Source organism: Mesorhizobium sp. RCAM 05099 (genome assembly GCF_059683685.1).
Genome location: NZ_CM185035.1, coordinates 5,832,483 through 5,856,163 on the forward strand (window position 1 = coordinate 5,832,483; position 23,681 = coordinate 5,856,163).

28 protein-coding genes and 1 tRNA gene are annotated in these 23,681 nt (G+C 60.7%); 14 read left to right on the forward strand and 15 right to left on the reverse strand.

Annotation, left to right across the window (positions count from 1 at the left end):
- Positions 1-63 precede the first annotated feature (63 nt).
- The 3 genes from AC56QQ_RS28695 (at position 64) to AC56QQ_RS28705 (ending at position 2,106) form a co-directional block, all read left to right on the forward strand.
- The gene (locus tag AC56QQ_RS28695) at positions 64-588 is read left to right on the forward strand and encodes an OsmC family protein (RefSeq protein ID WP_497124213.1); all 525 of its coding nucleotides are present in this window, start codon (positions 64-66) and stop codon (positions 586-588) included.
- A 137-nt stretch (positions 589-725) separates the two neighbouring features.
- Positions 726-1,025 carry a hypothetical protein gene (locus tag AC56QQ_RS28700; protein ID WP_489859743.1) on the forward strand — a complete coding sequence of 100 codons (300 nt, stop codon included), beginning with the start codon at positions 726-728 and terminating at the stop codon, positions 1,023-1,025.
- A gap of 175 nt (positions 1,026-1,200) precedes the next feature.
- Positions 1,201-2,106 (forward strand): LysR family transcriptional regulator, encoded by a 906-nt coding sequence (locus AC56QQ_RS28705; RefSeq protein WP_489859742.1) that lies wholly within the window; start codon positions 1,201-1,203, stop codon positions 2,104-2,106.
- Here AC56QQ_RS28705 and AC56QQ_RS28710 read toward each other — a convergent pair.
- The 5 genes from AC56QQ_RS28710 to AC56QQ_RS28730 all read right to left on the reverse strand — a co-directional run bounded on the left by AC56QQ_RS28710 (position 2,090) and on the right by AC56QQ_RS28730 (position 7,702).
- Positions 2,090-2,794, reverse strand: coding sequence for a peroxiredoxin-like family protein (locus AC56QQ_RS28710; protein ID WP_497124214.1), 705 nt, complete (start codon positions 2,792-2,794; stop codon positions 2,090-2,092). The genes AC56QQ_RS28705 and AC56QQ_RS28710 overlap by 17 nt on opposite strands.
- A 140-nt stretch (positions 2,795-2,934) precedes the next feature.
- Positions 2,935-4,281, reverse strand: coding sequence for a dihydrolipoyl dehydrogenase family protein (locus AC56QQ_RS28715; RefSeq protein ID WP_497124215.1), 1,347 nt, complete (start codon positions 4,279-4,281; stop codon positions 2,935-2,937).
- Between the two features lie 17 nt (positions 4,282-4,298).
- Entirely contained in the window at positions 4,299-5,693 is a 1,395-nt protein-coding gene (locus tag AC56QQ_RS28720; protein ID WP_497124216.1) for an NAD(P)/FAD-dependent oxidoreductase, read from the reverse strand.
- Between the two features lie 45 nt (positions 5,694-5,738).
- Positions 5,739-6,896, reverse strand: a complete 1,158-nt coding sequence (locus AC56QQ_RS28725; RefSeq protein WP_497124217.1) for a patatin-like phospholipase family protein — start codon at positions 6,894-6,896, stop codon at positions 5,739-5,741.
- A 23-nt stretch (positions 6,897-6,919) separates the two neighbouring features.
- Entirely contained in the window at positions 6,920-7,702 is a 783-nt protein-coding gene (locus AC56QQ_RS28730) for a 3-hydroxybutyrate dehydrogenase (RefSeq protein ID WP_489859737.1), read from the reverse strand.
- Positions 7,703-7,987: 285 nt separating this feature from the next.
- On the opposite strand from AC56QQ_RS28730, the gene AC56QQ_RS28735 reads away from it, so the two are divergent.
- Positions 7,988-8,899: a LysR family transcriptional regulator gene (locus AC56QQ_RS28735; protein ID WP_497100563.1), complete on the forward strand. Its 912-nt coding sequence runs from the start codon at positions 7,988-7,990 to the stop codon at positions 8,897-8,899.
- 65 nt (positions 8,900-8,964) lie between these two features.
- On the opposite strand, the gene AC56QQ_RS28740 is transcribed toward AC56QQ_RS28735, so the two are convergent.
- The 6 genes from AC56QQ_RS28740 to AC56QQ_RS28765 all read right to left on the reverse strand — a co-directional run bounded on the left by AC56QQ_RS28740 (position 8,965) and on the right by AC56QQ_RS28765 (position 13,334).
- Complete coding sequence (locus AC56QQ_RS28740; RefSeq protein WP_497124218.1) at positions 8,965-9,429, reverse strand: DUF302 domain-containing protein; 465 nt, start codon at positions 9,427-9,429, stop codon at positions 8,965-8,967.
- A gap of 44 nt (positions 9,430-9,473) precedes the next feature.
- Positions 9,474-10,676 (reverse strand): MFS transporter, encoded by a 1,203-nt coding sequence (locus AC56QQ_RS28745; protein ID WP_497124219.1) that lies wholly within the window; start codon positions 10,674-10,676, stop codon positions 9,474-9,476.
- A gap of 89 nt (positions 10,677-10,765) precedes the next feature.
- Positions 10,766-11,248: a cupin domain-containing protein gene (locus tag AC56QQ_RS28750; RefSeq protein ID WP_497124220.1), complete on the reverse strand. Its 483-nt coding sequence runs from the start codon at positions 11,246-11,248 to the stop codon at positions 10,766-10,768.
- A 193-nt stretch (positions 11,249-11,441) separates the two neighbouring features.
- Complete coding sequence (locus AC56QQ_RS28755; RefSeq protein WP_256754528.1) at positions 11,442-12,356, reverse strand: LysR family transcriptional regulator; 915 nt, start codon at positions 12,354-12,356, stop codon at positions 11,442-11,444.
- A gap of 233 nt (positions 12,357-12,589) precedes the next feature.
- Positions 12,590-12,865, reverse strand: a complete 276-nt coding sequence (locus tag AC56QQ_RS28760) for a hypothetical protein (RefSeq protein ID WP_091579974.1) — start codon at positions 12,863-12,865, stop codon at positions 12,590-12,592.
- 193 nt (positions 12,866-13,058) lie between these two features.
- A complete protein-coding gene (locus AC56QQ_RS28765) occupies positions 13,059-13,334 on the reverse strand; it encodes a hypothetical protein (protein ID WP_497124221.1) in 276 nt (91 codons plus the stop codon).
- A gap of 121 nt (positions 13,335-13,455) precedes the next feature.
- Here AC56QQ_RS28765 and AC56QQ_RS28770 point away from each other — a divergent pair, with 121 nt between their 5' ends.
- The 6 genes from AC56QQ_RS28770 (at position 13,456) to AC56QQ_RS28795 (ending at position 17,994) form a co-directional block, all read left to right on the forward strand.
- Entirely contained in the window at positions 13,456-14,427 is a 972-nt protein-coding gene (locus AC56QQ_RS28770) for a patatin-like phospholipase family protein (protein ID WP_497124222.1), read from the forward strand.
- A gap of 231 nt (positions 14,428-14,658) precedes the next feature.
- Positions 14,659-14,928, forward strand: a complete 270-nt coding sequence (locus AC56QQ_RS28775; protein ID WP_091579966.1) for a BufA1 family periplasmic bufferin-type metallophore — start codon at positions 14,659-14,661, stop codon at positions 14,926-14,928.
- A gap of 41 nt (positions 14,929-14,969) precedes the next feature.
- Positions 14,970-16,001: an MNIO family bufferin maturase gene (gene bufB / locus AC56QQ_RS28780; protein WP_497129159.1), complete on the forward strand. Its 1,032-nt coding sequence runs from the start codon at positions 14,970-14,972 to the stop codon at positions 15,999-16,001.
- Positions 15,988-16,773: an HvfC/BufC family peptide modification chaperone gene (locus AC56QQ_RS28785; RefSeq protein WP_497124223.1), complete on the forward strand. Its 786-nt coding sequence runs from the start codon at positions 15,988-15,990 to the stop codon at positions 16,771-16,773. Before bufB ends, AC56QQ_RS28785 begins: the two co-directional genes overlap by 14 nt.
- An 11-nt stretch (positions 16,774-16,784) precedes the next feature.
- Complete coding sequence (locus AC56QQ_RS28790) at positions 16,785-17,261, forward strand: DoxX family protein (RefSeq protein WP_497124224.1); 477 nt, start codon at positions 16,785-16,787, stop codon at positions 17,259-17,261.
- A 25-nt stretch (positions 17,262-17,286) separates the two neighbouring features.
- Positions 17,287-17,994, forward strand: coding sequence for an NAD(P)H-dependent oxidoreductase (locus AC56QQ_RS28795; RefSeq protein WP_497124225.1), 708 nt, complete (start codon positions 17,287-17,289; stop codon positions 17,992-17,994).
- A 167-nt stretch (positions 17,995-18,161) separates the two neighbouring features.
- Here the strand turns inward: AC56QQ_RS28795 and AC56QQ_RS28800 are convergent, their stop codons facing one another.
- From AC56QQ_RS28800 to AC56QQ_RS28810, 3 genes are all read right to left on the reverse strand, one after another.
- Positions 18,162-19,157 carry an alpha/beta fold hydrolase gene (locus tag AC56QQ_RS28800; protein WP_497124226.1) on the reverse strand — a complete coding sequence of 332 codons (996 nt, stop codon included), beginning with the start codon at positions 19,155-19,157 and terminating at the stop codon, positions 18,162-18,164.
- Positions 19,158-19,356: 199 nt separating this feature from the next.
- Positions 19,357-19,932: a CGNR zinc finger domain-containing protein gene (locus AC56QQ_RS28805; RefSeq protein ID WP_497124227.1), complete on the reverse strand. Its 576-nt coding sequence runs from the start codon at positions 19,930-19,932 to the stop codon at positions 19,357-19,359.
- Positions 19,933-20,021: 89 nt separating this feature from the next.
- A complete protein-coding gene (locus tag AC56QQ_RS28810) occupies positions 20,022-21,011 on the reverse strand; it encodes a LysR family transcriptional regulator (protein WP_497124228.1) in 990 nt (329 codons plus the stop codon).
- 118 nt (positions 21,012-21,129) lie between these two features.
- Here AC56QQ_RS28810 and AC56QQ_RS28815 point away from each other — a divergent pair, with 118 nt between their 5' ends.
- The 4 genes from AC56QQ_RS28815 (at position 21,130) to AC56QQ_RS28830 (ending at position 23,363) form a co-directional block, all read left to right on the forward strand.
- Complete coding sequence (locus tag AC56QQ_RS28815) at positions 21,130-21,675, forward strand: carboxymuconolactone decarboxylase family protein (RefSeq protein WP_489859724.1); 546 nt, start codon at positions 21,130-21,132, stop codon at positions 21,673-21,675.
- Positions 21,676-21,901: 226 nt separating this feature from the next.
- On the forward strand, positions 21,902-22,396 hold the full coding sequence (locus AC56QQ_RS28820; RefSeq protein ID WP_497124229.1) for a DoxX family protein: 495 nt from the start codon (positions 21,902-21,904) through the stop codon (positions 22,394-22,396).
- Between the two features lie 2 nt (positions 22,397-22,398).
- Positions 22,399-22,839 (forward strand): GNAT family N-acetyltransferase, encoded by a 441-nt coding sequence (locus AC56QQ_RS28825; RefSeq protein WP_497124230.1) that lies wholly within the window; start codon positions 22,399-22,401, stop codon positions 22,837-22,839.
- Positions 22,836-23,363: a GNAT family N-acetyltransferase gene (locus AC56QQ_RS28830; RefSeq protein ID WP_497124231.1), complete on the forward strand. Its 528-nt coding sequence runs from the start codon at positions 22,836-22,838 to the stop codon at positions 23,361-23,363. Before AC56QQ_RS28825 ends, AC56QQ_RS28830 begins: the two co-directional genes overlap by 4 nt.
- 182 nt (positions 23,364-23,545) lie before the next feature.
- Here AC56QQ_RS28830 and AC56QQ_RS28835 read toward each other — a convergent pair.
- Positions 23,546-23,620, reverse strand: a tRNA-Thr gene (locus AC56QQ_RS28835).
- Between the last annotated feature and the right edge of the window lie 61 nt (positions 23,621-23,681).

A 23,681-nucleotide genomic window follows, 5' to 3' on the forward strand; every position in this document is an offset into this window, starting at 1 on the left:
ACGTCGTCGGCACCTGCGGGACCGACACAGTGAGTGGAATTCTCATTTTATAGGGAGATAAAGATGCCAATAGTCTTCGGAGAACCGGTCAGCACGGTCAAAGACATCGTATCCGTTCTAAAGAAACACGGTGACGCGGTGCGTGGCACCTATCGTGCCCGCTACCGCTTCGATCCGCAATCGAGCGATCCTTACACAACGCCGCTCCTGGAGCGACCGGCAAGCCTCAAGGACAATTCGCCGACCGCCGTCTTCCCCTGGGAGCAGATCTTTGCCGCGGCGGCCGTGTGTGCCGGCTCGGACTATCCGATGCTGGCAGCGCATGCGGGGGTCGATCTGCGTTCAGTCGATTTCGTCGCGGAAGGCGTGTTCGACCCGCGCGGCGAGTTCGACGGGCTCGACGGGCTCAAGGCGCCTACCGACGCGCGCCATTGCTATGTGTCCCTGCACCTCAGCGCGACCGTGTGTTCTTCGGCGCCGCGCGCCGATCTGGAGAAGATTCATGAGCGCGCGATCTCCCACAACATGGTGCTTGGCGCCCTCAGGGGAATCCCCATGACAAGCGAACTGGTGGTTCAGCAGGAGTGAAAGGGCGGTGAACCACCGCCAGCCAGATCGAGTCCTGCCTGGCACGTTGGCGGTCACGTGTTCGTGATGGCGTAACGATACGGCAGGAATTCGCGAACTCAAAAAAGGGCGATTGTGCCCAAAATGGGAGTAAGTGAATGAACTCGATCAAGCTCGTTGCCATTGTGGGCCTCCTCGGTCTTTCCGCCTCGCAAGCCCTTGCCGAAGACGCGATGGGCAAAATGTCGATGATGAAGGGCGGTGAAGTGACGGCAATCATGCCCGATGGGCACATGGGAACGATGATGCCGGATGCCAAGATGGGCGCTGAAATGATGAAGATGGCCAAGCCAATAAAGCACTGCATGATGATGATGACTGACGCCAAAGGCAAAGCCTACATGATCGATACGTCCACCAAGAAGGCTCAGGCTGAATGTGAAAAAATGGCGATGTGACAGTTGCCGCACTGACGAGCCCGCCGGTTGGAGCCGGCGGGCATCGCGAGGGCCTCGTGCCCCGGTTTTGTGCCGCCACCACCCCTCCGCCTTTGCCTCGGCCTCTTGTTGCGTTAGCATAGTCGCAAATTAGCTATGCCTGACGAATCGGATTTCGCTGAGGGGGCGAAAATTCATGGAAATGCAGCAGGTCCGCTATTTTCTGGCCCTGTCCAGCACGCTGAACTTCACGAGGGCGGCCGAAGAGTGCAACGTCACTCAACCTGCCCTGACGCGTGCGATCAAGACGCTTGAGGAAGAGTTGGGTGGAGAGCTCCTTCGGCGCGAACGCCAGCACTCACACCTGACCGAACTCGGGCGGCGCATGCTGCCCCTGCTGCAGCAATGCTACGATGCCGCCACTTCCGCCAAGTCGCTCGCCAAGGCTGTGCAGAGCAGCGACGTGGCGCCTCTCAACGTCACCATTTCCAACAGCGTCAACATTGCACTGCTGGTATCACCGTTCACGGAGCTTTTCCGGGCCTATCCCGGGGTGCATCTCAAGATCAACCGAGGGTCGCCGACCGCAGTCGTTGAAGCCCTCAAGAATGGCGAGGTTGAGCTGGCCGTTGCAGGTCCACTGGGGCAGGCTTGGGATAGGCTCGACACATGGCCGCTCTTCCAGGAGGGCATTGAGCTTGTCGTGAATTCGGATCATCCGCTCGCCCGTCGCAACGAGGCCGATGTCGCATTGAGCCAATTGGCCGGGGAGCCTGTGCTCAGCCGGATCGATTGGGAGACGAGCGAGGACCTGTCGCGCTGCCTCGCCGCGAAGGGCCTGACGCCTCGCACCGCGCATGAAGTCGAGACCGACCACGACCTACTGGCGCTGCTGGAGGCCAACGCCGGTGTGGGCTTCGTCTCCGTGACGGCACCGCGGACGCCAAACATCCGCAGGCTCAAGCTTCGTGACGTCGATATCTCCCGAGTCGTCTCCGTCTATGCGGTCGCCGGCCGACACCGTTCGCCCGTGGCCACTACGCTACTCAACTTGTTGCGGTCGACGGATTGGTCGCCTTTTGGCGTCAGCGAGCCCGTCTGAGCGCATTGATCAGGTCGTCGATCTCCATGCGCCGGCGGTAGTCGGGATCGACGAAGCGATCGGTGATTATCCCGTTCGTTCCAACGATGAAGGTTGCCGGGATCGGCAGGAACCAGCTGCTGTTGCCCTGATAGTTGGGGAGATCGAGGCCAAGGCCCATCAGCCGCTCCATCTCCGCTCCGACCCAGATCGCGAGGTTGAGGGACAGGGCATAGCCATTGTCCATATCGGTCAGGAAGGGGAACGTCGCCCCGACCGCGGCCTTCATCGCCATCGCGAACCTGCGCCGCTCGGGCATGATCACAACGACTTGGCCGCCCAGGGCGGCAATCTCGTGCTGTGCTTCGACGATGCCAACCGCATTCAAACGGCAATAGGGGCACCAATGGCCGCGCTGGAAGGTGATCACCCCTGGCCCGCGGTCCAGCACGTTGGCCAAACTCACCAGCTTGCCCTCGTCGTCAGGCAGCAGGAACCCCGGCATGACATCGCCTGGCGCCGGCGCCATGGCGCCTGCCCCTTGTTTCTCCAGACGCACCACTAGGCGGTCCACGGCATCGGCGAAATCCGCATTCAGGCGACGCACCGCCGCGGCAATCACCGCCAATCGCTCGTTCAGCGACGCATCAAGTTCAATGGCAGCCTGGACGGACTGTTCAAATGTCATTGCCTCGTCGTCGGCGGCCATTTCTGCACTTTCATGGATTGCGTGCACCCTACCATTGGAGCCCCTCGGGTGGGGCCATGCTTTCCTTGCATCGTTTCGATGCCCAACATGCATCGAGGCTTGCGGGGTTCGTATTCTGTTCGCAGCCTCCCCTCAATTCGTTACATCATGTTCCTGATATCCGACGAGAAGGTCGGGAAGCCGTAGACCATGTCGGACAATTGCGATGCCGTGATGCCGTGTTTCATGGCAAGCGCGAACAGATGGATCAGCTCTTCGCCGGCGTGGCCCACCATGTGGGCGCCAACGATCCTGTCCGTGGTTTCTTCGACGAGGATCTTCGACCACGCCACTGTCTCGGCATAAGTCCTGGCGGACAGCCAGCCCAGCATATCGTTGACATGGACCTTTACGCCAAGGCCTTGCTCTTTCGCCTTGGCCTCGGTCAGCCCGACGCTGGCCAAGGCGGGGACCGTGTAGAGAGCCGATGGTATCTGGCCATAGTCCGGCCTGTGTCTCGGTCCATCGACGATATTGCGGCCAACGATGCCGCCTTCGTAAGTCGCGACAGGTGAAAGCTGCGGAGAATTCCACACCGCGTCACCGCAGACATAGACGTCCGGGTTCGACCGCGACCGCAGATGATCATCGATCTCGATACGGCCTTCGCGGTGCACGACAACGCCGGCACCAAGATCAAGCCCCTCGACATTGGCCACTCGCCCGGCGCAATTCACAACCCTGTCCGCATCCACGGCATACTCGACGCCATCCGCCAAATAAGTGATGCGCAATCGTCCGTCGGCCTTTTCGATCCTTTTGACCCACGCCAGGGTTCGGACTCGAATGCCTATGCGTTCGCTCTCGCTGCGTATCTGGGCCACGGCATCGGCGTCGAATGCTCCCAGCAAATGCGGCAATGCTTCGAGAATCGTCACGTCCACGCCGGCGCGCGCATAAACGTGGCCCAGTTCGAAGGCGATGACGCCGCCGCCGACGAAAACGACCGCGCGAGGGAGCACCGGGTCATTCAGGACATCGTCGGAAACCGTCAGGTGCTCGGCACCAGGAATTGATAGTGATCGAGGCTTCGAACCGGTTGCGATGACAATGTTCCTGGCTTCAAGCTCGCGGCCGTCGACACTGATGGCATTGCTGCCGATGAAAGCGGCCTCGCCGGCGATGACATCGACACCGCGCTTGGCCATCAATCCAGACAGCCGGGACGGAATGTCATTGATAATGTCTTTTTCGCGCTCGATCAGGGCTCGCCAGTCGAGCCTCGGCTTGCCGATCGTGATCCCGTGCCGATCAGCCCGTTCGATCTCGTGGAGCGCATGGGCCGCCGCGACGAGCACCTTCTTCGGCGTGCATCCACGATTGGGGCAAGTGCCCCCGAGGTCGCGTGCCTCGATCATGGCCACCGACAGCCCCGCGGCACGAGTAGCCACCGTCACGCCCATCCCGGCATTGCCGCCGCCGAGGATCACGACATCATACTTTTTCATCGCGCCGCCTGTATATGTCAATGAAGCTTGATCCGAGGCCTGGTGCGCCTCGCGACCATCTCGCCAATCGAGTCCAGGGCGGTTTTCACCAGGCCGTGCACCGCCTTGAGATGCAACTTGTAGAGAGAGCGATACATCAGCCGCGCGAGCAGACCTTCGATCTTCAGACCGCCGATCAGGCTGCCAAACGAGCCGTAGTCGGCGAGTGAAACAAGGGATCCGTAGTCGCGGTAGCGGAAAGCCGGTGCGGCCCGTCCCACGAGACGCGCCGCAATCACCTTGACGAGGTGATCAGCCTGCTGGTGGGCCGTCTGGGCGCGCGGTGGCAATGGGTTGTCATCGCCGGGCAGAACACAGCTTGCGCAGTCGCCGATCGCAAACACGTTTTCGTCCCCTCTGGCTTGCAGTGTCTCATCCACGACCAGGCGGTTGACGCGGTCTGTTTCGAGGCCATCAAGCTTTTTCAGGAAATCCGGGGCCTTGATCCCAGCGGACCAGACAACGAGTTCGGCAGGCACAAACAATTTCTCACCAAGCCTGATGCCTTCCTCGGTCACTTCGGTGACCCTGATCCCGCACCGTATCTGGACCCCCAGATCAACAAGCAGACGTGCTGAAGCGCGTGCCAGGTGTTCCGGCAAAGCCGGCAAGATGCGCGCCCCTGCCTCAACGAGGGTGATGCGGATCAGCCTTTCAAAATCGATGTTGTCGAGGTTGTGCGATGCGATCTCCCGCATCGACTTGTGCAATTCCGCAGCCAGTTCGACGCCGGTGGCCCCCGCGCCAACGATGACGCAATGGAGTTGGCCCGGCGACAGTTGCTGGTATTGCGCATTGGCGCGCAGGCACGCGTCTATCATGCGCTTGTTGAACCGGGCGGCCTGTTCGGCCGTATCGAGCGCGATTGCATGGCGAGCCGCCCCTGGCGTGCCGAAGTCGTTGCTGACACTGCCTACGGCCAGCACCAGCGTGTCATAGCCCAGCACACGCGGCGGGATGATCTGCCTGCCATCGTCGTCGAAGCTTGGCGCGACAAAGACCTGGCGCCTGGAGCGATCAATACCGACAACTTCACCGATGCGATATCGATAGTGGTGGCGGCTGGCATGGGCGATGTATTCCACCGAATCGCTCGACGCGCTCAGGGCGCCGGATGCCACCTCGTGGAGAAGCGGCTTCCAGATGTGGGTGCGATTGCGGTCGACGAGCGTGACGGAAAGTCGCCGTTTGCCGAACTTGCGGCCGAGGCGCGTTGCCAATTCCAGTCCGCCCGCGCCGCCGCCGACGATGACCACGCGATGCAACGAACTGTCCGCATGCGATGGAGTTTCCGGTATCGCGCGGAAAAGCGCGGCGTTGTTGGCGAGCACGGCTTCTGGAACCAGCCGCATTCCCGGTGTGATGATCTGCATCTGTATTTTCCGCCTGTTTGCTCGGCCGCGCCGCGCGCGAACAATTCACTCTTGCGATTCGTGGATGACGATGCCCTGCAGCATGTCGACGTCGCATTCCCAGGGCTTCTCCGCGAGGACGCGCTGCCCATGCTCGTATCCCGCCTGCCAGCGTGTGCGGATGCCTGAGCGGGTGAAGTCGATGTCCTTGGTGTGGTCCTCGCCGTCGAGGCGTGGTGAAAGCAGCCGAACAAGGTGCATGACCGAGGGACAGCCATAGGACGCGAGTTCCTTGAACATCGGATCCTCGCGCCGCTCCTCGGGAACCAGCCTTCCCATTTCGCGCACGACGTGGCGCAGACGATGCAGTTGCTCCTGCCGCGCCACGTGGCTCCGGCCCCGGCTGGCGTATTGAAGGTCCTTCTGCCGCCCCATGACCTGCCAGATCGATTTCGGCTCGGTGGCGCGGGGCTGCCACATGTTCACGGCAAAGATCAGCGCGTCGCGCCGCGGACGCGCGTCCAGCACGACCTCGATCGGCGTATTCGAATAGATGCCGCCATCCCAATAGGGCTCGCCGTCGATACAGACCGCCGGAAACGCCGGCGGCAAGGCGCCTGATGCCATGATATGCGCCGCTGACAGCGTCATCTCACGGGTGTCGAAGTATTTCAGTTCGCTGGTGTTGACGTTGACCGCCCCGACTGTCAGCCGCGTAAGGCGCCGGTTGAGATAGTCGAAGTCGATCAGTTCATTCAGCGTCCTCTTGAGAGGATCGGTGGTGTAGTAGGAGGCGTTCTCGACACCCACTTCGCGGTTCACCCCAAACATGGCACTTGGGTTCGGCTCAAAGAAGCCGGGTATGCCGCGCATCACCGTGCCCATATTGGCAAAGATGTTGCTTGGAACCATCATCCGGAAGAACTCGTCGAGGGGACTGCTCCGGCTGACGCTGTCCCAGAATTCCTGAAGCCTCGGCAACCGATCCTTCGGCTCGTTTCCCGCGATCAGCGCCGCGTTGATGGCGCCGATCGACGTGCCGATGACCCAATCTGGTTCAATCCCACCTTCGACGAGCGCCTCGTAGACACCGGCCTGGTAGGCTCCGAGGGCACCACCACCCTGCAGCACCAATACGGTCTGGCGCTGGACCGAACCATCAGCCTGATGGCCGATATCTGGCACAGGGTCCGAAGCTGCGGGATTTCTAGTGATCTTGTTCATGGCCTTGCTCCTCGTTGCCGGATTCAATGGGCTGTCCAGCCGCCTTCGATTGGCATGATGGCGCCGGTGATCGATGCCGCATCGTCTGAAGCCAGGAACAGGCAGAGCGCCGCAACCTGGGCAACGGTCACAAACTGCTTGGTCGGTTGGGCGGCCAGTAGCACATCCTTGATCACCTGCTGTTCGGTGATCCCACGGGCCTTGGCCGTGTCCGGTATCTGCTTCTCGACAAGCGGGGTCAGCACATATCCGGGACAAACCGCATTGACGGTGATGCCCTGCTCGGCAACCTCCAGCGCGACTGTCTTGGTCAAGCCGGCAACCCCGTGCTTGGCGGCGACGTAGGCGGATTTGTAGGGCGAGGCGACAAGGGCGTGGGCCGAGGCGACATTGATGATGCGACCCCATTTGCGTGCTTTCATCGCCTGCAAGGCGCGCCGGATCGTGTAGAACGACGACATCAGATCGATCGCCACGACCGCTTCCCATTTCTCGATCGGAAAGTCGTCGATCGGCGCGACATGCTGAATGCCGGCATTGTTGACGAGGATGTCGACCGCGCCGAACTCGGCAATAGCCTTGTCCATCATCGCGGTGATCGCATCGCCCCTGCTCATGTCCGCATTGTCGTAGCGAACCATCACCTTATGGTCGGCGGCAAGTCTCGCGCGCAGGAGCTCGATCTCATCGGCATCGCCGAAGCCGTTCAGAACGATGTTGCAGCCCTTGGCCGCGAAGGCTTCGGCGATGCCTTGGCCGATGCCGCTGGTCGAGCCGGTAATCAGTGCTGTCTTCCCTCTGAGCATCGTCGTTTCCTTCGGTTGGGGCCGCGGGCCGAATTGGCCGACAAGCGGCTGCTAGCAACGGGCTTCCGCGCCTAGGTCTCGAGTTCTGGACCAAGTATGGCGAGGGGCTCGAAGCGGCGGAAATGCCGTTGAGACATGGATTCGATAGCCGACGGTCAGATTCATCAGCTCGATGCCGGCGAAGCCTTCCAACGGGCGCCTTGGCTTGTTTGACGTCGGGGCAACTAGTAAGATCACGCCGCAACGCGCGTTGTGCCGTATGCATGCCCGCTGGGGGAGCGTGCAGTGGAAATCAGCCAGGTCAGATATTTCTTGGCCGTCGCGAAGGAATTGAACTTCACCCGGGCGGCGGAGGAGTGCAACGTCACGCAGCCGGCGCTTTCACGCGCCATCAAGCTGCTCGAGGACGAATTTGGCGGCGCGCTTTTTCATCGGGAGCGACGCTTCACCCACCTCACGGAGCTCGGCCGCATGGTCGAGACCTATCTAGAGGGTGTTTTCGAGAACTCTCGCCAGGCAAAGCAGATAGCCGAGCAGTATGTGCATATGAAGAAGACCCCGCTCAGGGTCGGCATCATGAGCACCATAGCTCCGGACGAGATTATCGAACTCATCTCGTCCGTCCGCGCCCATCATCCGGGCGTGGAGCTTCATCTTTGTGACGCCGACGCGCCGAGTTTGCGGCGGCGACTGCTCGAGGGTGATCTCGAGGCCGCCATCTACGCATTGCCGTCGAACGTGCCCGACGAAGAAGTCCACTCCCTGCCGCTCTTTCGCGAGCAGATGGTGATGGCCGTCCATCTGACACATCGCCTCGCCAACCAGCGCAGTGTGCGAGTGAAGGACATGAGCAATGAAAGCTACATCCACCGCAACAACTGTGAATTTGCCGGCTATGCCGATGCCATTCTTTCCGAGCAGGGCGTCACCGTCAGCCCTGTTTACTGGAGCGATCGGGACGATTGGACGCTCGCGATGATCGCTGCCGGACTTGGTTTCGGTTTCATGCCCGAGCATACCGCCAAGCATCCGGGAGTGGTGGCCTTGCCGATCACCGACCCGGAGTTCTGGCGCGAGGTCAATCTCGTCACCGTGCGCGGCCGCAGGCATTCGCCAGCGGTTGGCGCGCTGGTGCGCGAGGCCACGCAGAAGAGGTGGTTCGGCGAGCGAGCGAAGGCCTTGTCCGCCGCCGAGTAGGCTTGCCGCGACAAGTGACCGGCGTCGCATAGCTGGGCGGCGGATCTCCGACACATCATTCGTGCTCAGTTCTTTTTGATCGTCGAGGTGACGGATTGGATGACTTCGGTCGCCATCTTGAACTGCGCCTCGCGGTCGGTGATGCCATGTCGCTTGGCGATCCAGCCGAAATCGCTATAGGCGGCAAAAACCGCACCATCCGCGGTCTGGTAAACCAGGACACGCACCGGCCAATCAAGCCCGGCTTCCGGATTTGACGTGATGAAGGTCGTGCCCAGTGCCGGATTGCCAAACATCACCAGCCGCGACGGCCTGACATCGTTGCCTGCATCCTTACCAAGCTTTGCCTGGTCGATGACGCCGAAGAACTTGATGCCTTTCTTCAGAACATCCTTCTTGATGCGGGCGACGGTTTCGGCGACGGAATAGTCGCTCTTCACAGTGACGACACCGTCCGAAGCGACGGCGGGGAGAACGATCGCCATCAATATGGCACCGCTGGCGATCAATGTTTTGAGGGTGTTGGTCATCTCAGTCTCCTTTGTTGGATAGTTAGATTCTCGGTCGTCAGGTCTCATGCCTTTGGCGTTTGCAGCACACGGGCGATCACGATCGCGCCGGTGAGAACAAGCGCGAGCACTGCCACACATGCGGTCCAACCGATCCGGTCGTAGACCTGTCCGATGACGAAGCTGCCGGCGAGCCCGCCCGCATAGTAGGACGCAAGGTAGATGCCGCTTGCGGCGGCGCGGTCTCGCGAGGCAGTTCGGCTGACATGTCCTGTCGCTATCGCCTGCGCCAGGAAGGTGCCAATGGCGACCAGGGCCATCCCGCCGAGAACAATGGGAAGACGGGTGGTGAGCAGCAAAAGCAAACCCAGGATCGCGAGCGCAAGCGTTGCGCCGATGCCCGTCCTGGGGCCGAGGCCCGTAGCGACGCGCCCAGCGAGCGGCGTGGTCAGCATGGAAGGCAGAAAGACGAAATACACCAGCCCCAGCGCCATCGGCGACAGTGATAGCGGAGTGGCGACGAGCTGGAAGTTCACATAGGTGAAAGTGCCGATGAAGACGAAAAGGATCAGGAAGCCTATCGCGAAACAGGCGCGCAGCTCGGCGTTGCCCAGCGGGCCCTTCCAGGCCGCACGGGCAGATTCGCCTACCGCATTGGCACGCATCATTGCGGATGTCTTCTGCAGCGTGAACCAGACAAGAGCAGCACCAATCAGATTGAGGGCGGCGAAGGTCAGGAAGTTGGTGGAGATGCCGAACGTATCGGCGACGGCTGCCGACATGAGCCGCCCGAAAAAATTGCTGGCGACATTGCCTGTCACATAGGCCGCAAGCGCACTCGTCGTCTGCCGCGTGGAAAAATGCTCGGCGAGATAGGCCATCGTCAGCGTGAATGCGGTCGACATGCACAAGCCCTGGACGACACGCAGCAAAGCGAAGACCACGATACTGTCGGTCTGCGATAAAAGCGTCGTCGGGATCGCCAGCACCGCAAGGCTGATCCAGATGCCATTGCGGCGATCGAGGTTTCTGCCAAAGAGCGCTACCGCGATCCCGGCCACCGCCATGCCGAAGGTGCTGGCGTTGACGGCAAAGCCCATTGTCGCGCGGCTGACGCCGAATTTGATCACCAGCGAAGGCAGGATGGCCTGGGTGGCGAACAGATCGACAAGCGTGAGAAACGCGATCAGGGCAATCAGGCCGAAGCGCCAGCTGTCTGCGGCAACCATGCGGAGCCGCGTCGGTTCAGTCTGCTCACTGGTCGTCATGACAGGGCTCCGTGTCACACGTCCCCAGGCGGTCGCCCGAGGACGCACTTTCAGTTGCTGATGCTGGACTGCTCACCGCGAAGCGCGGGTTACATCATGTGGTCGTCGTCCATTGCCGGCGGCAGGACGTCGGCCGAATAGAGCACCGCGGGCACCTTGCCGTTGTTCTTCCACCAATGGGCGAGCTGGCCGAACTCGGCGGTGACGTCGCCTGCCGGATGCTCGATGCCGACCTTGCAGGTGCTGCGATATTCGGTGATCGATCCTTCGACGATCAGGATGTTGGCCGGGCGAACGTTGTGTTCATGCCACGGTACGACACCGCCGGGCTGAACGACGAGCTTGCGAAGACGCAGCATGTTGCCTTTCCACGCTTCGCCCTTGCTGCTCAGATCGATCGCGGAGAGAACCGTGTCGACAACGCCAACCGGCTTGCTGGGATGTTCCTGGATGTCGGTCGTTGCCGCCTGACCGGCAGGGCAGTCGCCTGCGAAGGCCGGAGCAGCCGAAAATGCGGCAGTTGCGGCCAGCAGCCCGACCGCAAACGCGAGGTTGATTTTCTTGGTAGCCATCTTGTATTTCTCCTTTGTCGGTGCCCAAACGCGGGAGGCGGGGCATGAGAAGGAGAGTGATCGGAGCAGCAGGAAAAGAGAAATGCTGACTGGCTCTCAAATCGATACCTGAAAACTATCGTGGATCACTGCAGCTGTGCGAGGGTGCGTGACACTATATGTCTCGCGACACCGGATTTTCTTCGATTTTGCTTCAGGCCGCGGTCCTGCGGATCGCTTGAGGGATGGCGCTTTCCGGCCAGCCATGCGCCTTGACGCTGTTGACGAAGGCCGAGGCCGCTGGCGAGAACCTGCGCCCCGCGACAACGACCAGGGACACCTCCCGCCAGACTTCGGGATCGATGACGGGCCGGACCTGCAAGCCCGGGATCACGGCGCTGAATTCCGGGATGAAGCAGATTCCCAATCCGCCTGAAACCATGTTCTGGATCCAGTCTTCCCGCTCGCTGGCGTAGGAGATCCTGAGCTTCACGCCGCGGTCGGTGCACAGTCCGGCGAGGTGATCGCGATACTCACAGTTGAGACGCCTGAGATAGTTTTCACCGTCGAGCTCGGAGATGGCGACGTTGTCGTTGCGAGCCAGCCGATGGCCGTTCGGAAAGGCCAGGACAAAACGTTCGCGATAAAGCGGGGTCACATCGAACCGGTCTGGAAAGCTGTTGCTCGACGCCATGATGGCGACGTCGATTTCCCCTGATTCAAGCAGTTGGGACAGCGACGCCGGCACACCCTCGACCAGTTGAAGCTGGATGCCTTGCTGACGTCGGTTGAAGTCGGCCAGCAGGCCCGTAAAGCGGCGCGGACCAATGGTGCACATGACGCCAACCTTGAGGTTGGCATTTTCCAGGCACAAGAACCTCGACGCTTCCTGTCGCACACCGGTCAGCTCGTCGAGTATCTGCTGGAAACGCGGTCGCAGCAGCACGCCCAAGTCGGTCAGATGCGTCAGGTTTCGTTCACGGCGAAACAGCAGGCCGCCAACCTCATCCTCGAGTTGCTGGATGGCGCGCGACAGTGCCGGTTGGGTGACATTGCACTTTTCGCCAGCGCGCGTGAAGTTGCGCGTCTCGCACACGGCAAGGAAGTAGCGGATGTGATGAATGTCCATGCCGATTTGTCCCAAAGTCCGAGGCTTTTCGTTGCTTCGGAGCCTGCCGCAACGCTTGTCTCGGCGCCAATGCACAGCGGCTATAAAGTCGATAGCGGTCCGTCATGGTCACGAGAATCGCGCATTGCGGACATCGTGTGCGGCGTGGCACTGGGACGTCGCCAAGAACATGATGGCGAGCAAGCTGCTCGCCATCATGTTTGTGCCGGTGTTGTCCGGGGCGGCGGGGCGGTTTAGTTGGCGCCGCCGAGCGCCTGCAGATTGGCGCAGAATTCGGCGTGCGGCTTGCTCATCGCGGCATCCTGGCATTCCTTCATCATTGCGCCCTGCTTGTCCTTCGCCATCGCGTCCCAGGCGGCCTTGAATTCAGCCTTGGGCTTCATCGTCTTCATGCTGGCGTCCGTGAAGAAGGGCTGCATGTTGGACGGCTCGTCCAGCGCGCCGGCGAACGCAACGCCGCCGAGAACGGAAAGTGCAAAGGCGCCGAGGCAGATAGCTTTGATATTCATGGTATGATCCTTCTCTGGAGTTGAGCAATCGTCCCATCGACGACTGCAGTAATTATCGGCAGCAATTTAAAACTGTGCGGTTCCTCCTTGCCGAGATGGACTTTGCTGCAATCTGTGTGGGAGTTGCCAATGCCATCTACGTATGGAGTTTATGCCGGTTCTGCATCCAGCCACTGGTGGCCTGGACTTGCGGCTAGTTGGCGCCGCTGAGCGCCAGCACGTTTGCGCAGAACGGCGCATGTGCCTTGCTCATCGCCGGGTCGTTGCATGCCTTCCTCATTGCAGCCCGATCTTTCTTTGGCGTGGCGCGCCAGGCCTTCTTGAACTCGGCCATCGGCTTCATCGTTTTCATCCCGGCATCTGTGTAGAACGACGGGAAAGATGCCAGATTGCTGAGGGGGTCGGCGGATGCGCCTCCTGCAAGAAAGCCGAGAGCAATCGCCCCCAGATACAAGGTTCGTATTCTCATGGTGCGTTCCTTTGGCTGTTGAACGATTGCCCAGACGACCGTCGTGGTGCTGGCCAGAGCGACCAACCACGATGGTTCACCTGGCTGGCAAAACCTTGCGGCGCACATGCGATGGCGGCCAATGCAATCTGCCTATGGAGTTCATGCCACCTTGGCATTTCGCCAACAGCGGATGATGCGGCAGTCTCTTCATCAAACGCCTGGCTGGCGTTTTGGGATGGAGACCAAGAAGATGCATACCCAGACCGCAATCGAAACCGACAGACCCGTCATTGCCGATGCAAGACCTGCGATGGACGACCGGCAAGTCGTCGATATTGTCCTGGCAAGCGACGCACATGGCGCCTTCGTTTGGGGCGTGCTCGACCGTATGCTGGATGAGCCTGGCCTCTGCTTCGGCAACATCACAGCGTCCGGGTTCGGCGCGATGGAGGCTGCGGTCCTGGCTTATGGCATGGCCCTGGGTGGTCGGCATGGCGCGCGCACGGCGCTCGCCAACTTCTGGCGACGTGTCAGTCACGCATCGATGTTCGCAGCCGATCCAGCCAATCTCCTGAGATCGATGCTGGAACAGTCAATAGACATTGCGGAGATCCGCAAGAAGAGCTGCCCTGTGAAAATTAGCATCCTCGCTTCGAATGCTCGCACCGATGCTGTCAAGATCTTCACTGGCGATCAATTGTCGATCGACGCGATCCTGGCGGCGGCCACAATCCCGTTCCTCTTCCCGGCCGTGGAGATCGACGGCGACACCTATTGGGGCGACGGCGACCTGTCGGCTTTGCCTCCGACCCAGCCGGCTGAAGCTGCCCATCGACTGGCCGTCACCGGCAAGCCCACATTGTTCATGACGCCCTGCGCGGATCGCCGCCTCCCCGCCAGTCATCGTGCGATCAAGTGCACGCCGATCCACACCATCTTCGACAGTCTGCACCGGGCCGGCGCATCGCTGTTCACAAGGCCCTGGACCGACTGGGGTGAGCTGACCGACATGCGCGACAGGGGGCGGCAACGGGCAGAAGACTGGCTTCTGGCCGCTCATCTCTGCCTGGACGAACGCTTCTCCTCCGACTGCAAAGACAGATACTTCTAGGCGCCTCCCTCTCGCCTAGCCGCGCCTGCTTCGCCCCGCTCACGACTGCAGGCGCCAAGCCCTCCGGTTCCCCGCCGGAGGGCTTTTGCTTGGGAGGGGCTTCAACATAGTGACCGCGTATCAAATCCATGCCGAGACAGCATTTCAGCTCGGGCGTCTGATCGGGGACACTGCTTGCAGACAGGCCGCATGGTCAGTCGTTCCCTCGAAAACCAACCAGGAGACACGCCCGTGATCAACACCAGAACCCTCATCGGATCGGCCCTCGCGGCCGCCACATCACTGGCCGCGACAGCGGCCTATAGCGGCCCGGCCGCGCAGCCGAACTTCGCCTTCGAGAAGTGCTACGGCGTCGTCAAGGCTGGCCAGAACGACTGCCAGACCGCGACGCATTCATGCGCCGGCACCTCCACCGCCGACAACCAGCCGGATTCGTGGCTCTACGTGCCCGCAGGCAGCTGCGCGAAGATCGCCGGTGGCAGCGACAAGCCGAAAGCCTGAGCAATCCTGACTTCGAGCCAACCTCTAGATGGAGCAGACCGATGACCCGTGCGTTTCAGTCCCTCGCGATTCCCGCTACCGCGGGCATCGGTCTTCGCTCGCCGCATATCAAAGAAATGCTCTCGCGGCGGCCTTCCGCAGGTTGGCTCGAAGTTCATGCCGAGAACTACATGGGGGACGGCGCCGGCGTCGATGCGTTGGAAAAGCTGCGCGAAACCTACCCACTGTCGGTTCACGGCGTTGGCCTGTCCCTTGGCAGTGCAAGGGGCGTGGATCACGACCATCTCCAAAGGCTGCGCAAGGTCTGCGAGCGTTTCCAGCCGGATCTGGTTTCGGAGCATCTTGCCTGGAGCGTCGCGGACGGCGCCTACCTGAACGATCTGCTGCCGCTGCGCTATGACGAAGAGGCGCTGGCGATCGTCGCGCGCAATGTCGAGACCGTCCAGGACGCGCTGAAGCGCCGTGTGCTGATCGAAAATCTCTCCGCCTATATCGCCTTTGCGGACTCCTCGATGAACGAGGCAGAATTCCTGGCCGAACTCGTCGAACGGACCGGCTGTGGCTTGCTGCTGGATGTCAACAATGTCCAGGTCTCGGCACACAACCTCCAATATGATGCAGAAGCCTTTATCGACACGTTGCCGGCTGATTCCATTGGCGAAATCCACCTTGCCGGACATGCCACCAATCAGGTCGAGGCCGACACCGTGCTCATCGACGATCATGGCTCACGCGTGCCACCAGTCGTCTGGGCGCTCTACCAGCATGCCATAAGCCGGCTCGGACTGCGCCCTACCCTGATCGAATGGGACACCGATGTTCCCGTTCTCGATGTGCTGCTCGGCGAAGCGATGTGGGCCGACATGCTCTCCGCTTCGATCATGTTCAACCGCAAGCAGGCCGCGAGACAAACGGTGGCTGCCGAACCCCGGCCAAGGTCCACACTGGTTTCCTTCGAAAACGAGGCAGGCACAGGCATGCCGGTGCTTGCGGCATTTGCCGCCGCCAAGGCGGGTCCGGCCATGCCGTTAGCGTTGCCCCCAATACAAGGAGGATATCATGCTGCCGCTTGAACACCTGCAGACCTCCATGGCGCGCTCGGTGCTGGCCATCGAGCCATTGATCGCCGCAAAAATGTTGACCGCCGGCAAGGCCGATCCTTTGGCCCGCCTGCGTATCTATCAGAACAACACCCGCGGTTCGCTCACCGCGGTGCTGATGGCGGTGTTCCCCGTCACGGTTCGCCTTGTCGACGAGCGGTTCTTCCGTTTCGTGGCCAGCGAGTTCATTCGACGGCATCCGCCCGTGGAGTCGCGGCTGGCACGCTATGGCGCCGGCTTCCCGCGCTTCCTGAAGACGATCGACACGCTTTCCGACATGCCGATCGTGGCCGAAACGGCACGTCTCGAATGGACCATTGCCGAAGCGCTCGACGCGGCTTGCCTGCCGCCGCGGACCCTCGCCAAATATGACAGTACCAATCTCGGACCTTCGCCCGATATCCTGCTGCAGCCATCGCTGCGGCTGATCGTTTCGCACTGGTCGATCCTGTCCGTTTGGACGGCGCACCAGCAAGAGGCGGCGATCGACCAGCATAGTGCCTGGACAAGGCGCCCTCAACGCGTGGCGTTATGGCGGGCCGGGGACAGCGTTCGTCTGGTTCTTCTCGACCGTGCGAATTTCGCGTTCCGGCATTCACTCAAGCACGGCCTCGGCCTGGAACACGCCACAAGCCGTGCACTCGCTCTCGATCCGGCGTTCGATCTCGTGTCCGCGCTCGTGCGTCTGTTCGGCGACGGGCTCGTTACGGATGTGCGAATCCCGAGGCATCCCCTCTCAAACTGATGGAGACAATCATGACCGCGATACCAGAATATTCCTCGTCCGCCCCGGCAGGTCTTTTCGGCCTCTACAGGCGGGTCATCAGGCTACCCGAGCGCATTCCATTTTCGCTGATCCAACTCGCCGCCCGCATCGCGATATCGCATGTCTTCTGGCAGTCCGCTCAGACGAAGCTGGCATCCTGGCCGGTCACGCTGCAGCTGTTTGCCAACGAATACAATCTGCCCTTCATCGATCCGTCGATCGCGGCGCCGCTGGCGACGACCGCCGAAATCACGGGCTCGGTCCTGCTTTTCCTGGGCCTTTTCTCTCGCCTCGGCGCGCTGATGCTGCTCGGTGTCGTATCGGTAATCCAGATCTTCGTTTTCCCGGAGAACTGGGCCGAGCATCTGCTGTGGGCCTCGCTGCTGCTGCTCGTGCTGACCCGGGGCGCCGGCGTCTTCTCGCTCGACTATGTCGCTGAGCGGACCTTTTCAGCGTCTGGAAAATGAACATCACGACCAGCAGGGAAGCACGGTGCGCGTTTTCATCGTTCATGCCCACCCGGAGCCCAACAGCTTCAACGGCGCCCTAACCCGCGCGGCGCAGGATGCACTGTCCGCGGCGGGGCACGAGGTCGTTATCTCCGATCTCTATGCCATGAGCTTCAATCCGGTATCAGATCGGCGCAACTTCACGACCATTCGAGACGCGAACTACTACCGCCAGCAGTCTGAGGAGGCGAATGCGGCTGCCCACGACGGATTCGCTCCAGACATCCAGGCCGAGATGGACAAGCTTTTCTGGTGCGACGCCTTGATCCTGCAGTTTCCGCTCTGGTGGTTCGGGCTGCCGGCGATCCTCAAGGGCTGGGTTGACCGAGTGTTCGCGTCGGGTGGCCGCATCTATGGCGGCGGCAAATGGTATGATCGCGGCGTCTTGGCAGGAAAGCGCGCGATGTGTTCCGTCACAATCGGCGGGCCTCCGCTGATATATTCCAACCGCGGACTAAACGGTCCAATCGCAGAGATCCTGTTCCCAATCAACCACGGGATGCTCTACTTTGTCGGCTTCACCGTGATCGAGCCATTCCTCGTGCATGCACCGGCGCGCATCAGCGACAGCGAGCGGCTGCAGTGCCTCGTTCGTTACCGCGAACGCGTCCTCGGGCTCCTGTGTGCCCCGACGATCGCGTATCCGAAGCTTGCCGACTTCGACGAAACCTATGTCTTGAAATCGATGTGAATGAAGCCTCGTGCAGTTGATCGGGACAAAGCGCCGCACTGCGGCTTTGGCGGCCTAGTCAAACCATCCTGGGGCCGGCTGGCCGGGACGCCCGCGGCTCCGCTTTTGGTCAAGAAACATCGGGCGCGGCGCTCCGACAAATGCATCGGAGCGCCGCCTCAAGTCGATCAATTGATCTTCGGCAATCGCGATAGGAACTCGAGCGAGGTTGCGGCGATCTCGTCACCATAGGTTTCGAGCGCGAAATGACCGGCGTCGTAGAGATGCACCTCTGCACCCGGAACCAGCCCCTTGAGATAGTCCACGCCCTTCAGCGTGAAATATGGGTCGTTCCTGCCCCAGACGATGAGGAGTGGCGGCTGTGCCGATTTCAGAAACTTACCCCACTCAGGATAGAGAGCGACGTTGGTCTGGTAGTCGTGGAAATACTGGAGTTGGATGTCGACATTGCCCGGCCGGTCGAGGCCCGCCTGATCGACGGTCCAAGCATCGGGCGACAGTTTGTCCGGCCGCGTGGTGCCGTGCGTGTATTCGAATTTCGTGGCTTCGGGCGTGAGAATGTCGCGGATTGGCTTTTCCGTCTCTGCGTTGCGTTTCACCCAGAAAGGCGAGAGCTGCTTCACCACGTCAGGGTTCCAGCCTTCGACGTTTGCGACTGCGTTCTGTATGATCAGGCCACGCAAACGCTCCGGATGCTTGACCGCCAGCCGGAAGCCGATGGGACCACCATAGTCCTGCATGAAGAGCACATAGTTCTTCGCGCCGACCGCCTGGGTAAAGTGGTCGACGATGTCGGCCACCGCACCAAACGTATAGGCAAAATGATCAAGTGTTGGTGCTGAACTATAGCCAAAACCTGGATAGTCCGGCGCGATGACCCGGTAGTGTGTCGCGAGCTTGGGGATCAGGTTGCGATACATGTGCGAGGAAGAGGGAAAGCCGTGCAGCAGCAAGACGACTGGCGCGTCCTTTGGCCCGGCCTCGCGATAGAAGATGTCGAGCCCATCCACCTTCACCGTCTTTGAAAGCGTCTCGACGTTGGCCGCTTGCCCCGCAAAGACGGACGGAATCGAAGCCACTGCAGCGAGTAGCGCGCCGATCAAGCCGCCGCGCCAGGAGCGGGAAAGGGCGGAACTGCCCGGGAGAGTTGACGTCTGGAACATGTTGCGAACCTTTGTAACCGTTAATTTTACGTTTTAATGGTGTCGAACTTGTCGAAACCTGTCAACGGCATTTTTAATGGTTACAGACGGGAGCGCCTCACGATACCGTGACGCGGCACCCGGTGCGCGCGATTGCCCGTTTGTTTCTCGGATGGCTCTGACGGAGCCAGCTCACAGATTAATGGGAGTCGATTGGACCCTAGTCGCAGACGAGCTTCCTCGCGCGGTGCGTCTTGACCTTGTGGCGGTTGCCACACAGGGCCATGGAACACCAGCGCCGGGTCGCGTTGCGGGCCGTGTCGTAGAAAGCCAGGGTGCAGTCCGGCCCGCTGCAGTGACGCAGACGATGTGGTTCGAAATCAGCGGCAAAGTCGGCAAAATCCTGCGCGATAGCCGCCAGGACATCATTGCCACCCGTGGTCGCGGGAGCAATGGCCAGCACGCCGTCGCGAATCTGGAGTTGCTTGCGGACCGCAACCTCTCCCAGATGCCGGTTGACGGCGTCGATGGCTTGCTGGGGCGGTCTGGTTTGCCGGATCAGATGCGCCAACAGGGTCGCCAGGGCCGTGCGCAGGTCACGCGCTGGTCCGACGTCCGCCAGTTCCCCTGTTGCCGCTGGCGGCAAGTCCGCGGCCGCAATCCAACGGCGCCACCCGTCAGGCGTTTCGAGGAAATCGCCCATTGTTGCGGTCGCCGAATTGACAAAGTCGATCCAGAGCCTGCCTCCAACGAAGGGCATTCCGTCCCGCAGCTCGCCGATCACTTGCTCACCCAACCTCGGCTCTTTCCAATCATTTCAGCAATGGCAATTGTAACCCTTTAATAAGCGTTAGAATGGTGTCGAACAAGGCCACACTGGACTTATCAGCACCATCCGCGGCTCGACCGCGGAGCCTTCACCCCGGCGAGATCACCTTGTGCATCAATGACGGATTGGGCATCAGCCATGCTTGGCGGCAGAAGGGCTTTGCGCAAACGCGGGGCCACAAAATCAAGAAAGGATCGCATCTTGAGGGGCAAAAGCCCCTGACCTGCATGGAGAAGGCTGACCGGCATGGGTGCCGGCTCGAACCCTTCAAGAACGGCCACCAGCTTTCCTTGCTCGATCGCCTTTGCCGCTTGATAGGAGAGCACCCTAGTGACACCTACACCTGCCACGGCCGCGTCGATCGCGGCTTCCGCGGTGTTCACTGAAAGACGTGAGCGGATGGCTACGGTCTGCTCGGCATTCGAGCCTGGCGTGGCAAAACTCCAGGATGTGGCGGACGCCAGGACATCGAAGGTGACGCAAGAGACCGCGGAAAGATCGGCCGGCGCCTTTGGCAAGCCTTGGTCAGCAAAATAGGCCGGACTGCCGCAGACAACACGACGCACGGATCCTACCCGCGTCGCCACCATGCTGCTGTCCGGCAAAAGGCCAATTCGAACGGCCATATCGACATGGTCGTCGATGAGATTCACATTGCGGTCCGACAGCACCAACCGCACGTTGATGTCCGGAAAGTGCGACAGGAAATCATTTATCGCCGGTAGCACATGCAGTCGTCCGAATACGACGGGAGCCGTAATGATCAGATCGCCCTTTGGCGCGTTGTATTCGCCGGATGCGGTTCGCTCCGCCTCGCCCACCTGCTCCAGGATTCGCTTGCAGGCGGCGACATAGGCGGCTCCGCTATCGGTCAGGATAAGTCGGCGTGTCGATCGGACGAGCAAGCGGGTGTGGAGATAGGCCTCCAATTCCGCAACCTTGCGACTGATGGTTGGAAGAGGTGTTCCGAGTTTGCGCCCTGCCGCCGACAGACTGCCGGTTTCGACGGCGGCGATCAAAATTGACATGGCTTCGAGACGGTCCATGGGGCATCACCTTCCAAATATTGAGAGGTCGTATCTTGTGGGCATCCAATACTCTCGCATAGCGGAAGATAATAGACAGCTCCTGTCGCACCGACATCATCGAACAGGAGAGATCTGAATGTCCCGCATTGCCATCCCAACCCGCGAAGCAGCCCCAGTCGCCTCGCAACCCATTCTCGACGCCGTGAACAAGCAGCTTGGCGTCGTTCCCGGCCTCTTCCGCCTCGTTTCGATAAGTCCTGCAGCCCTGGCGGGCATGACCAGCTTGTCCGGAGCTCTCACCAGAGCATTGGACGTAAAGACCCGTGAGCGCATTGCATTGGCCGTTGCCCAGGTGAACGGTTGCGATTACTGCCTGTCTGCTCATACCTATCTCGGTCTCAACCTGGCAAAGATCAGTGCCGAGGAGATCGCGCTCAACCGCAAGGGCGCGTCGGGCGATCCGAAGGCTGACGCGGCGGTGCGTTTCGCGGCCAGGGTGGCGGAGACCCGCGGCAAGGTAAAGGACGCCGACATTGCCGCCGTGAAACTGGCTGGCTTCACCGAGGCTCAAGTCATCGAGATTGTCGCCGTCGTAGCCGAGAACTTCCTTACCAATCTCATCAACAATGTTGCCGAGACCGATATCGACTTTCCCGTCGTTCGCGCCGCCGAAGCCGCCTGATCGACCGCGCTTCCATCACTACGCCCGATCTACCGTGTGAGGTTGGCCGGGCGATTTTGGTTCTGCTCTCGCCGAGCCATTCCCAAGCGGCGGTAACGTTGCCGTGAGGCCGTAACGGGCAGTCACCATGGGCGAATAGCAGACTGTCACTCGGTCCGTCATGTCGGGCTTTTTCAGGTGGTGCCCAACTTCAGGCACACCGCACACAGAAGAGGGTATGCCGGCAATGCATTTCCGTAAACTTGTCTCAAGAACCACACTCTCCTCATCCAGCGCTGCCGCCGGATGGGCGCCATTGCCGATAAGGTTGATCGTGGGCTTTGGCTTTCTGGCCCATGGTTACGCCAAACTCAGCAGGGGACCGGAAAGCTTTGGCGTCGTGCTTCAGACGCTGGGAGTTCCCGTGCCGCAATTGCTGGCATGGCTGACGACGCTGGTTGAACTTGTCGGCGGCGGTGCCGTGCTGGCGGGCGCATTCATTCCGCTCGTCAGCGTGCCGATGGCGATCGTGCTTTTGACCGCATTGTTCACAGTCCATTCCCAATATGGATTCTTCTCGGTGAAGTTTGCCGAAGTGACGTCAGCAGGAATCCGATTCGGGCCCGTCGGCTACGAAATCATCCTGCTTTACCTGGCCGGCCTTGCAACGCTTGCGGTCGGCGGGCCTGGTCGTTTATCGCTTGAGACGGTCTTGCCTCGACCCAAGGGTATCGAGCCATAGAGATGACCACCCCTGCCCAGCCTAAGCACGATCTTTCGGCGATTGAAATCGACGCCATCGAAGACAGGATCTACGCCTACAACCGGGATGCGGTAGGGCGCGATGACGCCCAGGGCCTTGGCTTTGTGATCCGCGATGAGGCGGGACGCATCGTCGGCGTTGCGACAGGATATTCCTGGGCAGGCACATCAGAACTCAAACAGATGTGGATCGATGAGGCGTATCGGGGACGCGGCTATGCGCGAGAGTTGTTGAACGCCTTCGCCGCCGAGGCTGCCATGCGAGGCGTTCGGCGGATTTGGGTACAGAGCCATGACTTCCAGGCGCCAGGAATGTATGAAAAAGCGGGTTTCGTGCGTGTAGCCGAATTTGCGGATTGGCCCGAGGGACACTCCAACGTCATTCTCTGCAGAACCTTGGAAGCCACGACGGCAACCCCATGACCACCGTTCGAATTGCGCAAGAAGCTGACGCGGAAGCACTGCCCGATATCGAGCAGTCGGCGGGTGAGGCCTACCGTGAAATTGCAGAGCTTGCCTGGATCGCCGATGACGACAACCAGACCGTCGAGCGCCATTGTGAACTCATCGCCAAGCGCACTTGCTGGGTCGCAGTGGAGCACGACGACCAGCCGGTCGCTTTCCTGAGCGCGGAGATCCACGACGGCACATTGCACATCTGGGAACTTGCCGTGCGCCTTGATCGACAGCGCTCTGGGATTGGACGCGCCTTGCTCGAAAAAGCAATCGAGCATGCGAGGGAGCGCCGCCTTGCCGCGCTCACCCTGACGACGTTCCGGGATGTGATCTGGAACGCTCCGTTCTACCAGAAGCTGGGCTTTCAAGTGCTGGACGATGCGCAAGCGGGAGAGCAGCTTCGCCAAGTGCTGCGCCGAGAGGTCGAACACGGCATGCCAGCAAGCCGACGTTGCGCCATGCGCCTCGTTCTAAACGAGGTTTCCGCCTGATCGGAGAGCTTTTGTCGATGCTCGCCCAAGGGTCACTTGCCCTCACAAACCAAGCCAAGCACTCGCAGTGACAGGCCCTTTACACATCTTAAGATGTCTCGCCTCGTCACCCTTTTATCAGCGCGGCGCAGAACTCACATTCTATGCCGAGGCCCACGCTTAGCGATTTCAAAGGGATAGACTGGTGCTGCGAGAGAGGATTGAACTCTCGACCTCTCCCTTACCAAGGGAGTGCTCTACCACTGAGCTACCGCAGCAACGGGCGTCTGAATAGCCGCTGACGCCTTGAATTGCAAGGCGTTGCGGTCCCAATCTGCA

Excerpts from the sequence above, each read along its gene's own strand:
- AC56QQ_RS28695 (WP_497124213.1), top strand. The coding sequence starts at position 64 with ATGCCAATAGTCTTCGGAGAACCGGTCAGCACGGTCAAAGACATCGTA.
- AC56QQ_RS28700 (WP_489859743.1), top strand. The coding sequence starts at position 726 with ATGAACTCGATCAAGCTCGTTGCCATTGTGGGCCTCCTCGGTCTTTCC.
- AC56QQ_RS28705 (WP_489859742.1), top strand. The coding sequence starts at position 1,201 with ATGGAAATGCAGCAGGTCCGCTATTTTCTGGCCCTGTCCAGCACGCTG.
- AC56QQ_RS28710 (WP_497124214.1), bottom strand. The coding sequence starts at position 2,794 with ATGGCCGCCGACGACGAGGCAATGACATTTGAACAGTCCGTCCAGGCT.
- AC56QQ_RS28715 (WP_497124215.1), bottom strand. The coding sequence starts at position 4,281 with ATGAAAAAGTATGATGTCGTGATCCTCGGCGGCGGCAATGCCGGGATG.
- AC56QQ_RS28720 (WP_497124216.1), bottom strand. The coding sequence starts at position 5,693 with ATGCAGATCATCACACCGGGAATGCGGCTGGTTCCAGAAGCCGTGCTC.
- AC56QQ_RS28725 (WP_497124217.1), bottom strand. The coding sequence starts at position 6,896 with ATGAACAAGATCACTAGAAATCCCGCAGCTTCGGACCCTGTGCCAGAT.
- AC56QQ_RS28730 (WP_489859737.1), bottom strand. The coding sequence starts at position 7,702 with ATGCTCAGAGGGAAGACAGCACTGATTACCGGCTCGACCAGCGGCATC.
- AC56QQ_RS28740 (WP_497124218.1), bottom strand. The coding sequence starts at position 9,429 with ATGACCAACACCCTCAAAACATTGATCGCCAGCGGTGCCATATTGATG.
- AC56QQ_RS28745 (WP_497124219.1), bottom strand. The coding sequence starts at position 10,676 with ATGACGACCAGTGAGCAGACTGAACCGACGCGGCTCCGCATGGTTGCC.
- AC56QQ_RS28750 (WP_497124220.1), bottom strand. The coding sequence starts at position 11,248 with ATGGCTACCAAGAAAATCAACCTCGCGTTTGCGGTCGGGCTGCTGGCC.
- AC56QQ_RS28755 (WP_256754528.1), bottom strand. The coding sequence starts at position 12,356 with ATGGACATTCATCACATCCGCTACTTCCTTGCCGTGTGCGAGACGCGC.
- AC56QQ_RS28760 (WP_091579974.1), bottom strand. The coding sequence starts at position 12,865 with ATGAATATCAAAGCTATCTGCCTCGGCGCCTTTGCACTTTCCGTTCTC.
- AC56QQ_RS28765 (WP_497124221.1), bottom strand. The coding sequence starts at position 13,334 with ATGAGAATACGAACCTTGTATCTGGGGGCGATTGCTCTCGGCTTTCTT.
- AC56QQ_RS28770 (WP_497124222.1), top strand. The coding sequence starts at position 13,456 with ATGCAATCTGCCTATGGAGTTCATGCCACCTTGGCATTTCGCCAACAG.
- bufB (WP_497129159.1), top strand. The coding sequence starts at position 14,970 with ATGACCCGTGCGTTTCAGTCCCTCGCGATTCCCGCTACCGCGGGCATC.
- AC56QQ_RS28785 (WP_497124223.1), top strand. The coding sequence starts at position 15,988 with ATGCTGCCGCTTGAACACCTGCAGACCTCCATGGCGCGCTCGGTGCTG.
- AC56QQ_RS28790 (WP_497124224.1), top strand. The coding sequence starts at position 16,785 with ATGACCGCGATACCAGAATATTCCTCGTCCGCCCCGGCAGGTCTTTTC.
- AC56QQ_RS28800 (WP_497124226.1), bottom strand. The coding sequence starts at position 19,157 with ATGTTCCAGACGTCAACTCTCCCGGGCAGTTCCGCCCTTTCCCGCTCC.
- AC56QQ_RS28810 (WP_497124228.1), bottom strand. The coding sequence starts at position 21,011 with ATGGACCGTCTCGAAGCCATGTCAATTTTGATCGCCGCCGTCGAAACC.
- AC56QQ_RS28815 (WP_489859724.1), top strand. The coding sequence starts at position 21,130 with ATGTCCCGCATTGCCATCCCAACCCGCGAAGCAGCCCCAGTCGCCTCG.
- AC56QQ_RS28820 (WP_497124229.1), top strand. The coding sequence starts at position 21,902 with ATGCATTTCCGTAAACTTGTCTCAAGAACCACACTCTCCTCATCCAGC.
- AC56QQ_RS28825 (WP_497124230.1), top strand. The coding sequence starts at position 22,399 with ATGACCACCCCTGCCCAGCCTAAGCACGATCTTTCGGCGATTGAAATC.
- AC56QQ_RS28830 (WP_497124231.1), top strand. The coding sequence starts at position 22,836 with ATGACCACCGTTCGAATTGCGCAAGAAGCTGACGCGGAAGCACTGCCC.